Origin of the sequence: Streptomyces sp. NPDC005728, assembly GCF_040630895.1 — a bacterium.
In the GTDB taxonomy this organism is placed as follows: Bacteria; Actinomycetota; Actinomycetes; order Streptomycetales; family Streptomycetaceae; genus Streptomyces.
This window is the reverse complement of record NZ_JBEXYL010000039.1, coordinates 32894-46526: the sequence shown is the minus strand read 5'-3', so window position 1 is coordinate 46526 and position 13633 is coordinate 32894. Positions and strand designations below refer to the sequence as shown.

The following is a 13633-nucleotide window of genomic DNA, read 5'->3' as shown; positions in this document are numbered from 1 at the left end:
GGCCCTCGCGTGGGTGTCAGCGTCCCCTTGGGGATCGTCAGCCACTCAGCCGGCAGGCGCCGCCTCGTCAGGCGTCAGGCTCTGCTTCGCGGGCGTTGATCAGCAGCTCGGTGGTCCGGTTGAAGTGATCACTCAGTCGTGCGACCGCGAGATCGGCGTCCCGAGCCAGCGCCGCGTCGCAGATCTGCTGATGCTCACAGGCGACATCGCGCTTGCTCTGGGCGGTCAACGGGGCGGACAGACGCCGGTAGAGCTCACTGGCGTCGAACAATGAGCTGCACATCTCCAGGAGCATCGGCATGTCGCACGCCGAGATCAACGCCGTGTGGAAATCCCGGTGCGCCTCGGCCCACTGCTCGGTGGTGTGCAGCGGGTCATCCTCCGACCGGGTGGGTGTACGCGCCAGCAGGTGATGAGTCGCGACGACCCGTGACTCCCAGGTGAAGTCGCCCAATGAGATCGACTGGCGCAGCGCGTACCCCTCGATGAGCACGCGAAGGTCGGTCAGCTCGCGCAGACCCTTCTCCGTCAGCTCGACCACTCGGAAGCCCTGGTTGTGCTGACCGTTCACCAGACGCTGCTCGGCCAGCCGCGACAGTGCCTCTCGGATGACACTCACACTCACACCGAACTCCAGTCGGAGTTCGGCCGGCTTCAGACGAGCGCCTGGCTCGTAGGCCCCGTTCAAGATCGCGCGCCGCAGCTCCGCGTATACGTGACTGGAGAGAGTCTCGGATTTCCCCGTGCGAGCCATGCTCCAAGACTACCGACTCTCACCAGAACTTTCGCACAATGTCTTCATGTGACGGTTGTCACTATCAGTGTCGACTCTTGAGGTGCTGACACTCCGCGGCGGAGGGTCACCGGGAGCCGGCGGTCAGCAAGGCCGCCCGTCCCGACTTCGGGATTCCCGAGCAATCAGAGTTTGCGGGGCTGAAAACGGAGGAAATCCTGACGCCACCAGGGGGCTCGGTATGTATCTGTTTCGTCCCCCATTTCTTGTCGAATTCCGAGCAAGATGGCGATGTCCGTTCGCCGCGTTCCAAAGGTGAGCGATGAGGTAAGGCTGACGGCAAGAAGAATGCCCATATTCTGCTATTTTGCGGCTATTTCGAGTCAGGAGATGGACGCGGGGGCCGTGTCCCGCGATCCTCCGCCCGCGATCAACAGACTCGGGCAGCTCATGGGCTCCAAGGGTGAGTGATGAATGCGTCAATGCCGTACTGGCTGACTCATGAGAACTCCGGCGCGATGGGGCGCATGGGTAGACTGATGGGTATGCCCACGTCAGCGCCGCCCAGCAACCGCTTCGAACGACGCCGTGCCGAGACTCGTCAGGCGCTCGTCCGCGCGGCCCGGCAGATACTCGCGGAGACCGGAGACACCAGCGCGAGCATCCAGGCGATCGCCGAACGCGCGGATCTCGGCTTCGGCACCTTCTACAATCACTTCGAATCCAAGACGGAGTTGTTCGACGCGGCGGTGCGTGACGCCCTCGAAGAACTGGGCCAGGCCTTCGACGAGTACCTGGAAGACGTCGATGACCCTGCGGAACTTGTCGCGGCCGGCTTTCGCCTGAGTGCACGGTTGGCGGACGCCCGGCCCGAGCTGATGCAGGTCGTGCGTCACCGGGGCCTCAACTATCTCCACTCGGATTCGGGCCTGGGGCGGCGCGCAATACGTGACGTGGAGGTGGGCATTGCATCCGGCCGTTTTAGTATCACTGACCCCACGGTCGCGGTGACCGCCCTGGGCGGTTCCCTGCTGGGGCTGGTGGAGCTCCGCTTCGCCCAGCCCGAGCGTGATGGCGACGAGGCCGCGTCGGTCCTGGCCGAGATGCTGCTGCGCATGTTGGGCGTCCCCTCCGAGGACGCCCATGACGTCGCTTGGTCCCCTCTGCCCGACCTCCATTGACGAGGGTGCGTCGTCACTGATCGGAGCGGTCCTGTGGGGGTGGCGGCAGCCGATGGTGACGGGGACGTGCATGCCACAATGGGCACACTTGCTCCTCTTCCGGTCTTCATCGAGGTCTTTCGTGTCCCAGTCCGTCGGCCGCGTGCCGCAGCGGCGCAACGCGCGGTCCAACAGGGCACGCATCCTGGCCACCGCGCGCCAGGAGCTCGGACGGAACCCTGATATCACCCTGGAGGAGCTGGCTCGCGCTTCCGGTGTCGTCAGGCGCACTCTTTTCGGCCACTTTCCCGGGCGCGCGGCGCTCCTCGAGGCGCTGGCCGAGGAGGCCGCCGAAGCCGTCCAGGCCGCTGTGGCGGACGGACCGCCAGTGACCGAGTCGGCCGAGCGGGCACTCGCGCGCTTCTCCCTGTCGATCTGGCCGGTGGGTGACCGCTACCGGATGCTCCTGGCACTGGCCCGGCGGGACCTGGGCGTGGAAGGTGTCGACGAGATCCTCAAGCCTGCCCGTATCAGGGGCACGGTCATCGTGGAGCAGGGACAGCGCGAGGGCGTCTTCCACTCCCATCTGCCGCCAGCAGTGCTCAGCGCCGGCCTGGAGGCGATGACGGTCGCCCTGCTGGAGGAGGTCAACACGGGTGCGTTCGAGGACGACGGCACTCGGGTGGCTGTCGCCACGCTCATCGCGGCCGGTGTCCCGGAGAAGCGGGCACGCGTCGTGGTCGACGAAGCGGTCGCCTTGTCGGCGGCGGAGGATGCCGTCGGCGGCTGAGCCGCGTCGCTGCTGTTGGTGCAGAAGTTCGAACAGACCCTGGTGCGATAACACCGGGGTCTCGTCATGTACGCCCTGACGGTGGCGCCGCATCGGGACGGTGCCGGGCGTCCCCTCCCGGCACCGCCCGAGGACGGGCCGTGCGCCGCTCGGGCACGGCCCGTCCTCGGGCGGTGCAGACCGGATCAGCTGTCCGGCCCGTGACCCCGTGGGGTTCAGGCCACGCCCACGGAATCGGTCTCCTCCGCTGCCACCACGGTGCCCCGCCGACGGTGCCCGCCGGCGTGCTTGCGGCCCGGCAGGACGGTGATGACGTCCAGGGTGCCGACGGCCATGACGATGCCGCCGATGAGGCTGGTCTGGGCGATGGCGTGGGCGAAGGACTCGTGGACGGCGTGGACGAGGACCTGGGCCTGCTGGGGTCCGCCCTGCGGGTTCTTCGCGACCTGCTCGGCGACCGCGAGGCCGCCGCCCACCGAGTCCTTGGCGGTGTCCATCGCGGCGGCCGGGAGGTGACCGCCGATCAGGTCGGTGAACTTGTGCTTGTAGGACGTGGCGAGGAGCGAGCCGAGGACGGCGATACCCAGGGAGCCGCCGAGTTCGAGCGCGGTGTCGTTGGCACCGCCGCCGACGCCCAGTTCCGACTCCGGGAAGGAGCCCATGATGGTGTCGGTGGCGGGGGACACGCTCAGGCCGATCGCGAAGCCGAGCATGAGCAGGGGCGCGAGGAAGTCGGTGTACGTCGAGCCGGACTCGATGCGTGTGAGCAGGAAGACGCCCGCCGTGCCGATCACCATGCCGGTGCCCACGACCGACTTCACGCCCAGCTTCGGGGCGATCCGGCCGGTCACCGCGGCACCGGCGAAGACGGCTCCGGCCAGCGGCAGCAGTCGTACGCCGGTCCCCAGGGCGTCGTAGCCGAGGACGAACTGCAGAAACTGGGTGCAGTAGTAGATCGAGCCGAAGGTGCCGAAGAAGAAGAACAGCACCGCGAGCATGGAGCCGGAGAAGGGGCGCTCGGTGAACTTGCGGACGTTCAGCATGGGGTGGGGGCGGCGCAGTTCCCAGGCGACGAAGGCCGGCAGGCCGACGCCGGCGACCACGGCCGCGGTGATCGGGCCGGTGCCCCAGCCGAAGTGCGGACCCTCGATGGTCGCGTAGACCAGGGAGCCGACCGAGACGATCGACAGCAGACCGCCGACGTAGTCGATGCCGCCCATGTCGTCGGCTTTGGACAGCGGCACGAGGAGCAGCGCCCCGATGACTCCGAGGACGGCGATGGGCACGTTCATCAGGAAGGTGGAGCCCCAGGCGTGCTGCTGGAGCAGCCATCCGGCGGCGAGCGGCCCGGCGGCGATGGCGAGGCCCGAGGTGGCGGACCACGCAGTGATGGCCTTGGCGCGCTCCGCCTTCGGGAAGACGGCGACCAGTAGGGACAGCGTGGCCGGCATGACGACGGCGGCGCCGATGCCCATGATCGCGCGGGCGGTGATGACCAGGTCGGTGTGGTGTACCTGGCTGCCCATCACCGAGCCGCCCGCGAAGATCAGCAGACCCAGGACCAGGGCGCCGCGGCGGCTGTACTTGTCGCCGATCGAGCCGAGGACCAGCATCAGGGCGGCGTACGGGACGGTGTAGCCGTCGATGACCCACTGCAGGTCACTGCTGGACAGGCCCAGGTCTCGGGATCGGGCGCCGCCACGATCAGCGACGTGTTCGCCATGACGACGATCAGCAGGCTCAGGCAGAGCACGATCAGGGCCCACCAGCGACGCGGGTAGGGCCCCGTCGTCTTCTCGACGGGTGTGGTGGCGAAGAGCGGCATCGAAATCTCCTCGGCGGGAGGTGAAGCGGAGGCTTCGGGGGTTCGCGGAACGGGGTGAGCGGTGTGGTCGCGGCCGTGGGCCTGCGTGGCACCGGAACGATTAATTGCTCACTGATGTGCAGACTAGTTAATTGCTCGCTGCTGTGCAACTATCGAGGCGCCCTCCTACCGCCGACCGACCGGAGGACCCATGGCCAGCGCATACATGCCCGAACCCCCGGGGCGCAGCCGCACGCGCCCCACCCGGGCTCGCATCCTCGAAGCCGCGCGACAGGAACTCGGCCGCGATCCCGACAGCAGCCTCGGTGACATCGCCGAAGCCGCAGGCGTGGTGCGCCGGACGGTCTATGGCCACTTCAACGGAAGGGCTGCGCTCGTGGAGGGGCTCGTGGAGGACGCCGCGCAGGCGCTGCGGCAGGCACTCGCTGTCCGCGGTGCTCCCGAGTCGGACGTCGTCACGGAGCTGGTGCGCTTCGTCCTCGCCGTGTGGCCCGTCGGTGACCGGTACCGCATGCTGCTCCGCCTCGCCCCCAGGATCTCGGGGCCGAGCGGGTCGCCGAGATCCTGGCCCCCGCGCGCCAGGCGGCGGCGGCGATCATCGACACCGGTCAGCGGCAGGGAGTCTTCCAGACCGGCGTTCCGGCCGGCCCGCTGAGCCGGGCGCTGGAGGGCCACTTGCTGGGACTCCTGGACTGCGTCAACGCCGGGACCTGGAGCGACGACGGCACGGGCACCGCGGCTGCCGCCCTGATCGCCATGGGCGTGGACGGCGACCTCGCCGTCACCCGCGTCCGCAGCCTCCGCGGCCCGAGCGCATGGGCGTCCAGACCCCAGGCGCATATCCCGAGAAGTTCCCGAGTCTTTCCCGGAGAGGACACTCATGTACCCGTTCCAGTCCGATGACGAACCGATCGGTGAGCCCTACTACGGCGACTCCTCCGTCTACGCGAGCCCGCCCTCTCCAAGGAGGCGGCGCACGATCGTCGCCGCCGCGTCCCTGGCGGTGATACTGGTCGGCGCCGTCGTGGTCGACCGGATTGCCGCAGCCGGTGCGGCAAGTCGTACGGCGGAGGCGTTCCAGAAGGGGATGGGGACTTCTCGGCGGCCTGACGTGCATGTAGGCGGTTTTCCCGTGCTGACGCAGCTGGCTGCGGGCAGCCTCCGGCATGTCGAGATCACGGCCCATGACATACCGGCCCGCGGAACGGCCCGGCCGCTGCCGGTGACGAGGCTGGTCGTCGGTGTGAATGGACTGAAAACCTCGGGGAGCGCCGAGGAGGCCCATGCGCGCAGCGTCGAGGCGACCGCATTCTTGTCGTACGACGACCTGTCGAGCACCCTTGGCCTCGGGATCTCGCAGGGGGGCAGGGCGGGACTGGTCGATGCGACGGTCAGCCTTCCGCTCGGCGGGGACGTGACCGTGAGTGCGGCCATCTCGGCGGCCGGCGGCAACCGCATCGCCTTCTCGGGTATCCGGGTCACTCAGGGAGTTGATCCCTCCCGCCGCAGAGCTGCTCGACAAGGCCCTGTCGAAGCCCATCCCGCTCGAGAACATCCCCGAGGGACTTCACCTGCGATCGGTGACGCCCACGGACGGCGGGATCGATGCCCGCTTCACCGGCACGTCCGTCACCTTCCGCCCGAGCGCGTCGTCCGCCGCGTGAAATGCCGACCGGTCAGGCGGGTTCGGGGGTGCCGGGAGAGCGCGCAGCGCCCGGGTGGCCAGGCCGTTCTCTTCGGTAGGCGCCGAGTCCAATGGCGGTGCGATGGCTGCATCAGTTGTGATTAATTCATCAGTCACACCGTGAACGGCTTGACGACGGAACTGTCACAGTTGATAATTTCCTCATTACGGCAATGTCGCTCGGAGGGCACCATGTCTGAAACCCACGTCAAGGGGGCCAGTGTCAAGACGGCCCACCAGGACCTCCACAGCGAGCAAGGCGCTCTGCGTGGCGAGCATCCGGGCAGGGCCCGGAATCCGGTGATCAAGGTGGCGGACCTGGCCTGGCTGGAGTTCGAGAAGCCGGATCTGGACCGGGCCGAGGTCTTCGCCCGTGACTTCGGCTTCCAGATCTCCGCGCGTACCGAGCATGAGCTGTGGCTGCGTGGCACCTTCGCGGGCTCGCCCTGCATGGTTATCCGGCGTGGCCGGACCTCTCGATTCATCGGCCCTGCGTTCCGTACGGCGGAACGGTCCGACCTGGACAGGCTGGCCCGGGCCACGGGCATGACCGTACGGGACGCCGACGTGCCGGGCGGTGGCGGTGTGGTCGATCTGCTTGACCCCTCGGGCTTCCCGGTGCGCGTCGTGCACTGTGGCGAGGAACTGCCCGAGTTGCCCGGGCAACAGCCGCTGCCGCTCAACACCGGCACCGCTCGACGTCGTGCGAACGCCACCCAGCGACCGCCGCGCGAGCCGTCCCGTATACAGCGGCTGGGCCATGTGGTGCTGGAGACACGGGTTTTCGCCCGGGCCCTGGACTGGTACCTGGACACACTCGGGATGATCGTGTCCGACTTCCTGTTCCTGGACGGGCAGCGCGACCGTGGCCCGACCATGGCGTTCATACGCTGCGACCAGGGCAGTGTGCCGGCCGACCACCACACGCTCGCCATGCACCTGGGGCCGGGCACCGACTATGTCCACTCCGCCTACCAGGTGACCGACCTCGACTCGATCGCCGCCGGCGGCGAGTACCTGGCCGAGCGCGGTTACCAACGCAGTTGGGGCATCGGCCGGCACATCCTGGGCAGCCAGCTCTTCGACTACTGGCGCGACCCCGACCGCTTCATGCTGGAGCACTTCGCCGACGGCGATCTCTTCTCCTGCGACGTCGAACCCGGTTGGGCACCCATGTCGACGAGCGGCCTGGCCCAGTGGGGCCCGCCGGCCACCCGCGATTTCCTGGGCGCGAGCCCCTCCCCGCAACGCGTCCGCGATGTCGTCCAGGCCCTGCGGGGCGAAAACGAGATGGACCTGGCCCGCCTCCTGGGCCTGATGAAGGCCATGAACTCCTGACCCCGACTCCCCATCACATAACAAGGGCACTGACATGAGCACCAACGTCCTGCGCACCGCCGGCGGCTGGTGGGTGGTGCGCGACGCGCGCGCCGTCCCCGTGAAGACCGAAGCCGTCACCACCGCCGAACTGATCGCCGACCGCGCCTCCGTACGCGACGCGGCCGTTTCGGACGACGAGGGCACGCCCGTTGCCGACCTTGTCGCTCTCTCGCCGATCACCACCCCCTGCCGGGTGATCGCCCAGATGGTCAACTACCGCAGCCACGCCCGTGAGTCGGGATTCAGGGGCGACATCCCGCCGGCGTTCTTCCGCAAGGCCTCCGGGTCGGTCAGCGGGCCGCACGAGAGCGTCGTCCGGCCGCCGCACGTGAAGTTCCTCGACTACGAGATCGAACTGGGCCTGGTCATGGGCACGCCTCTGCCCGTCGGCACCGTCGTCGAGGAACGCGACCTGCCGTCATACGTCGCCGGGCTCGTGATCGCCAACGACATCAGCGCCCGCGACGTCCAGCTGACCAAGACGCAGTTCTACGAGAGCAAGTCGTACCCCACGTTCACGCCGACCGGCCCGTGCCTGACCCTGCTGGAGCCGGAGGACTTCGTCCATCTCCCGGACCTGCGGCTGACGTTGTCGGTGAACGGCGAGCGGCGTCAGGACCGCACCCTCGCCGATATGATCGTCCGCCCGGCGCAGGCACTCACCCTGCTCGCCCGATTCCAGGCAATCGACCCCGGTGACCTGCTGCTTACCGGCACCCCCGGTGGCACCGCGCTCAAGGCCCCGCCCAAGGCGATCGAGAAGATCGGCGCCCTGCTGCCTCCCGCCGCGAAGTGGAAGGCGTTCTTCAAGAGCCAGGCGAAGAACCCGCACTACCTGCGCACGGGTGACGTGATCACGGCGACGATCTCGACCCCGGACAGCCGGATCGACCTCGGGGAGCAGCGCACTCCCGTCACGGACGCCGAGTAGGGACCCGAGGTGAGCCGTACATGACCGTCGACCAGGCGCCGTCACCGAACGCCGCACAACGCGTCCCAGTCGTGGTCAACGGCGCCGGGCCGGTGGGCGTGACCGCCGCCCTCCTGCTCGCCCGGCGCGGAGTCCGCGGCGTCGTCGTGGAGCGCCATCGGGGCGTCTGCCCTCTCCCGCGCGCCGTCGCCACCGACGACGAGGCGGGCAGAATCCTCCGGACCGCGGGCGTGGGCGAGGAGTTCGCCGCGATCGCCCGCCCGGCCGACACCGCCGCCTGGGCGCACCTGCCGCACACCACGGGTGGCCCCCGACCCTCCCCACGCACCGTCGAGAAAAGCCTGCCGAGGAGCGCCGCACGATGATCACGCCGTATCCGGACCCCTTCACGACGCCCGATCCGCAGGCCGTCGCGGGCAGCCGCATAGTGGACTTCGCTCGCCACGCCGGACGGGACGGCACCGACTTCGCTGCCCTGCACCGCTGGTCGGTCACCGACCTGGCGGGCTTCTGGGCGGCGGTGTGGGACTACTTCGGCATCGACGCGGACACCCCGTACGAGGAGGTCCTGGCCGAGGAGACCATGCCGGGTGCCCGCTGGTTCCCGGGCGCCACCCTCAACTACGCCCACCACGCCCTGCGCCGTCTCCCCGACGACGGCGTGGCGGTGCTCGCCCTCGACGAGACCAGCTCCGGCTACGAGGTGACCGGGAGTCAGCTGCGGGCCCAGGTCGCCTCCGTCGCCGTGACCCTGCGCGACCTGGGGGTGAGGTCGGGCGACCGGGTCGTGGGATATCTGCCCAACATCCCGCACACGATCGTGGCCTTCCTGGCCGCCGCGAGCCTGGGTGCCGTGTGGTCGGTGTGCGGACAGGACTACGCGCCCAAGGCCGCCGCCGACCGGTTCGCCCAGCTCGAACCCACGGTACTGATCGCCGCCGACGGCTACCACTTCAACGGCACTGCCCACGACCGCCGCGACGCCGCCCTCGAACTCGCCCGTGAGCTGCCGACGTTGAAGGCCACGGTGCTGGTGGACCACATGGGCCTGCCCTGGCCGTCGCACGCGTACCCGTCGCTGGCCGTGCCGTGGGAGGACGCCGCCACCCGTACCGAGGAACTCACCTGCGTGCCGGTCCCGTTCGACCACCCCCTGTGGGTGGTGTTCTCCTCCGGCGCCACCGGCCTGCCCAAGGGCATCGTCCACGGTCACGGCGGCGTCGTGCTGGAACACCTGAAGACCCTCGGCCTGCATTCCGACCTCGGCCCCGGCGACCGCCTACTGTGGTACACCACCACTCACTGGATGATGTGGAACCTGATCGCATCGACCCTGCTGACCGGCGCCACGACATGCACCTACGACGGCAGCCCGGCACCGTACGCCAGGCCCGACATCCTCTGGGAACTAGCCGCGCGCCACAAGGTGACCGTCTTCGGCACCAGCCCCCAATACCTGCTGGGCATGGCCAAGAGCGGCGGCACCGACATCGTCTCCGGCTTCGCCGGCAGTGCGCCCAACACCCCCGTGTGGGCTGGCGAGTTGTCCGCTCCGCACCTGGGCGTGGCGCTGGCCGCATACGACACCGCGGGCCGCCCGGTCACCGGGCAGGTCGGCGAACTGGTCGTCACGCGCCCTGTGCCGTCGATGCCGCTGTACTTCTGGAACGACCCCGACGGCACCCGCTATCACGACGCATACTTCTCCACCTACCCCGGCATCTGGCGGCACGGAGACTGGATCACCGTCACAGGCCACGGCTCGGTCATCGTCCACGGCCGCTCCGACAGCACACTGAACCGCAACGGCGTGCGCCTCGGCAGCGCCGACATCCACGACGTCGTCGAACACCTATCCGAGATCACCGAAGCCCTCGTCATCGGCGCGGAGGAACCCGACGGCGGCTACTGGATGCCGCTGTTCGTCGTCCCGGCCGCCGGCGTGACTCTGAACGACGCCCTCCGGGAGAAGATCCGCGACGCCATCGGTACGGGCGCCTCACCCCGCCATGTCCCCGACGAGATCCTCGAAGTGCCGGGAATTCCGCACACCATGACCGGTAAGAAGCTCGAAGTACCGGTCAAACGCCTGCTCCAGGGCGCCTCGGTCGAGCAGGTCGTCAACCCCGCCGCGGTGGACGCTCCGGACCTCATCGACTACTACGCCGGCCTGGGTGCCGAGCGCCGGGGTCGGTCGGCATGAGCACCGCACACCTCACCCTGGCCGTCGTGCTGGCCCCGGTCTTCCTCCTGCTGGGTCTGGCGAAGCTCGCCGCGGTGCCGTTCATGCGCCAGGCGGCGGCACATCTCGGCATGACGACCGGCCTCTACCGGGTCGTCGGCTTCCTGGAGGTCGCCGGAGCCCTCGGGCTGTTGTGCGGGCTGGCCTCGGCTCCGCTCGGGGCGGCCGCGGCGACTGGGCTGGCGCTGTTGATGGTCGCAGCCGTGGTGGTGCACCTGCGCCACCACGACGCGGTGGTACGAGCGGTGCCGGCGGCCGTGCTGGCCCTGGCGGCGGTGGCATACGCGGGGACGGTGGTGGCCGTCGGCTGACGGAAAAGGATGTGCACCACCTTATGAGGGAGGCCCGTCGATGCATCACGGGTCTCCCGCTCGCTGGAACCGATGACGGCCGCGCCGATCTTTCGGCCGGGTCGGTCATCGCGACCAGCGGGGCCACCGCTTCGGGCCGACAGGCGCAGGACATGGTGCGACCGGCCCGAACGCCCGCCGGGATCCGACCCGGACCCGTGACCCTTGTGGAGACGTGCTGTGAACTTCCCTGGACCAGACGAGCCGACCTTCGCCGGTACGGGTGGAGGCGTGTGGCATCCGGCTCCCGTCATACCCTGGCCGCCGACAGCGTTCGGCAGCCGCTACGAACTGAGGCGGCTGCTCGGGCAGGGAGGCATGGCCGAGGTGCACCTGGCCCACGACAGCCGGCTGGACCGGATCGTCGCGGTCAAGACCCTGCGGGCCGACCTCACTCAGGACCATGTGTCCCAGGCGAGGTTCCGCAGAGAGGCTCAGTCCACAGCCTCGCTCAACCATCCGGCGATCGCAGCGGTCTACGACACCGGCGAGGACTTGACCTACGGGCAGGACGGCGTCGCCGTGCCGGTGCCGTACCTGGTGATGGAGTACGTCGACGGCACACCGCTGAGCGAGGCGCTCTACGCCCAGCCGTCGTTGACGCCGCAGCGTGTTCTCGAACTCGCCGAGGGCATCCTCCAGGCGCTTGAGCACGCCCACCGCCAGGGCATCGTGCACCGGGACATCAAGCCGGCCAACGTCATGGTGACCCGCGCCGGTCAGGTGAAGGTCATGGACTTCGGGATCGCACGCGACATGCGGGACATGGGTCTAACCCAGACGTCCATGGTGATCGGCACCGCGCAGTACCTCTCTCCGGAGCAGGCGTTGGGCGAGGAGATCGATGCCCGGTCCGACCTCTACTCGGTGGGATGTCTGCTGTACGAACTCCTCACCTACCGGCCGCCCTTCCTCGGCGACTCTCCCGTGGCGGTGATGTACCAGCACGTCCAGGAGGCACCGCAGCCACCGAGTCTGTTCAATGGCTTGGTCACTCCGGAGATGGACGCGCTCGTCCTGCGGGCCCTGGAGAAGGACCGTGCTCACCGGTACCAGTCCGCCGCAGAGATGCTCGACGACGTCATGGGGTGTCTGGATACCCGCGCCTTCGCGCCTGCGGCAGTGCCTCCGCGGGAGCCGCTCGGGAGGCCGGACGAGGGGGATGGCGACGATGCGGACGAGGGGGGAGGGAAGCGAGGGACCAGCGCCCTGATCGTGGCCGGTGTCGCGGTCGTCGTACTGACGGTCGGACTGGGCTGGTTCATGTTCGGGCGGGGCTCGGCCGCCGACGGCGAGGCGGACGTCCCGGTTCTGGTCGGAAAGACGCTCGACGACGCACGTACGGCGGCAGACAACGTCGGACTCACGGTCACGGTTGCCGAAAAGGGGCCGTGCGACGACCAGCCTGAGGACCACGTCTGCACGCAGAGCCCCACCGATGGCCGTCTCGCCAAGGGCGAGTCCGTCTCCGTCACTGTCTCGACGGGTTCACCGAAGGTCGAGGTACCGGACGTGGTGGACAAGAACGAGGACGACGCTTCGCGCATCCTGGAAAGCAAGGGATTCCAGGTGACGACCCGGCACGTGGAGTCCGGCAAGGACGCCGGAACGGTCCTCGAGCAGAGTCCGGACGGCGGTGAAAAGGCGGAGAAGGGCACTGAGATCACCCTCACCGTGGCCAAGGAAGAGGCGAAGTCCACTGTCCCGGACCTGTCGGGGAAGACCGTGGACGAGGCCACAAAGCTGCTGGGGGAGCACGACCTGAAACTGGGAGGCACTACCGAGGTCGAAAGCGACGCCACCCCGGGCACGGTCATCGGCCAGAGCGAGCAGGCGGGCTCCGAAGTCGACCCCAGCAGCACGATCGACATTCAGATAGCCAAGGCGCAGCAGACCGTCGAGATCCCCGGTGACATCGTAGGCAAGACGCTGGCTGAGGTCCGCAGTGAGCTCGACGGCCGCGGACTCACTGTCAGTGTCGCCTCCGGCTCCTCCCAGGCGTCCGACTCCATCGTGACCTCCAGCACGCCACAGGTGGGTAGCGAGGTCGCGGAGGGAAGCACCGTGATCGTCGTCACCGAGGAGACGGCGTCGTCCGGGGAAGGCGAAGCCGCACAGAGCGCATCCCCGTCGCCGAGTGCGTCGTAGGTCCCTGTTTGCCGACGCAGGTCGATTCAACGGGACGGGGTGCGCTGCCCCCCGCCTGGCGATACTCGCTCCATGGGTGGAAAAAGCCGGCTCAGCGCACCCGGCCCCGCGGTTTCAGCGGCACAGGCGGAAGCTCCGGAGCCGCCAGCCGATCCCCGTCGTACCCCTTCACTTCCCCAAATCCCGACCCGTTCATCCAGTCCTCGCGGGCCCGCTCGATCTCCACCTGGGAGCGGGCGACGAAGTTCCACCACATACCACGTGGTCGACGGTTCTTCCCAGGTCAGAGGTACCGCACACCTTCGGGCGTCAGCAAAGGGTCAGCACCGGACGCCGAGGAAGCACCTCCACCCCGCGGCCACAGCCTGGGCGCAGCCGGTCTGTACGAGG

The 13633-nt window shown here is 68.8% G+C and carries 10 protein-coding genes and 4 pseudogenes; 11 read left to right on the top strand and 3 right to left on the bottom strand.

The features are described 5' to 3' along the window. Positions 1-67 precede the first annotated feature (67 nt). Entirely contained in the window at positions 68-754 is a 687-nt protein-coding gene (locus ABZ471_RS25365) for a GntR family transcriptional regulator (protein WP_359069200.1), read from the bottom strand. Between the two features lie 524 nt (positions 755-1278). On the opposite strand from ABZ471_RS25365, the gene ABZ471_RS25360 reads away from it, so the two are divergent. Beyond that, on the top strand, positions 1279-1914 hold the full coding sequence (locus ABZ471_RS25360) for a TetR family transcriptional regulator (RefSeq protein ID WP_359069198.1): 636 nt from the start codon (positions 1279-1281) through the stop codon (positions 1912-1914). Positions 1915-2035: 121 nt separating this feature from the next. Beyond that, positions 2036-2683: a TetR family transcriptional regulator gene (locus ABZ471_RS25355; protein WP_359069196.1), complete on the top strand. Its 648-nt coding sequence runs from the start codon at positions 2036-2038 to the stop codon at positions 2681-2683. A gap of 215 nt (positions 2684-2898) precedes the next feature. Here ABZ471_RS25355 and ABZ471_RS25350 read toward each other — a convergent pair. Beyond that, positions 2899-4508, bottom strand: a pseudogene (locus tag ABZ471_RS25350) (MFS transporter). Between the two features lie 190 nt (positions 4509-4698). Here ABZ471_RS25350 and ABZ471_RS25345 point away from each other — a divergent pair. From ABZ471_RS25345 to pknB, 9 genes and pseudogenes are all read left to right on the top strand, one after another. Continuing rightward, positions 4699-5163, top strand: a complete 465-nt coding sequence (locus ABZ471_RS25345; protein WP_359069194.1) for a TetR/AcrR family transcriptional regulator — start codon at positions 4699-4701, stop codon at positions 5161-5163. Between the two features lie 225 nt (positions 5164-5388). Further along, positions 5389-5937, top strand: a pseudogene (locus tag ABZ471_RS25340) (DUF2993 domain-containing protein); the annotation flags it as partial. A 61-nt stretch (positions 5938-5998) separates the two neighbouring features. Next, the gene (locus ABZ471_RS25335; RefSeq protein WP_359069255.1) at positions 5999-6172 is read left to right on the top strand and encodes a hypothetical protein; all 174 of its coding nucleotides are present in this window, start codon (positions 5999-6001) and stop codon (positions 6170-6172) included. 212 nt (positions 6173-6384) lie between these two features. Next, positions 6385-7530 (top strand): VOC family protein, encoded by a 1146-nt coding sequence (locus ABZ471_RS25330; protein WP_359069192.1) that lies wholly within the window; start codon positions 6385-6387, stop codon positions 7528-7530. A gap of 34 nt (positions 7531-7564) precedes the next feature. After that, positions 7565-8503 carry a fumarylacetoacetate hydrolase family protein gene (locus ABZ471_RS25325; protein ID WP_359069190.1) on the top strand — a complete coding sequence of 313 codons (939 nt, stop codon included), beginning with the start codon at positions 7565-7567 and terminating at the stop codon, positions 8501-8503. A gap of 20 nt (positions 8504-8523) precedes the next feature. Beyond that, positions 8524-8772: pseudogene (locus tag ABZ471_RS25320) on the top strand (FAD-dependent monooxygenase); the annotation flags it as partial. 92 nt (positions 8773-8864) lie between these two features. Continuing rightward, the gene (locus ABZ471_RS25315; protein ID WP_359069188.1) at positions 8865-10706 is read left to right on the top strand and encodes an acetoacetate--CoA ligase; all 1842 of its coding nucleotides are present in this window, start codon (positions 8865-8867) and stop codon (positions 10704-10706) included. Beyond that, positions 10703-11056: a DoxX family protein gene (locus ABZ471_RS25310; protein ID WP_359069187.1), complete on the top strand. Its 354-nt coding sequence runs from the start codon at positions 10703-10705 to the stop codon at positions 11054-11056. Before ABZ471_RS25315 ends, ABZ471_RS25310 begins: the two co-directional genes overlap by 4 nt. A gap of 270 nt (positions 11057-11326) precedes the next feature. Beyond that, on the top strand, positions 11327-13243 hold the full coding sequence (gene pknB, locus ABZ471_RS25305) for a Stk1 family PASTA domain-containing Ser/Thr kinase (RefSeq protein WP_359069249.1): 1917 nt from the start codon (positions 11327-11329) through the stop codon (positions 13241-13243). A gap of 91 nt (positions 13244-13334) precedes the next feature. Here the strand turns inward: pknB and ABZ471_RS25300 are convergent. Continuing rightward, a pseudogene (locus tag ABZ471_RS25300) lies at positions 13335-13562 on the bottom strand (hypothetical protein); the annotation flags it as partial. Positions 13563-13633: the final 71 nt, after the last annotated feature.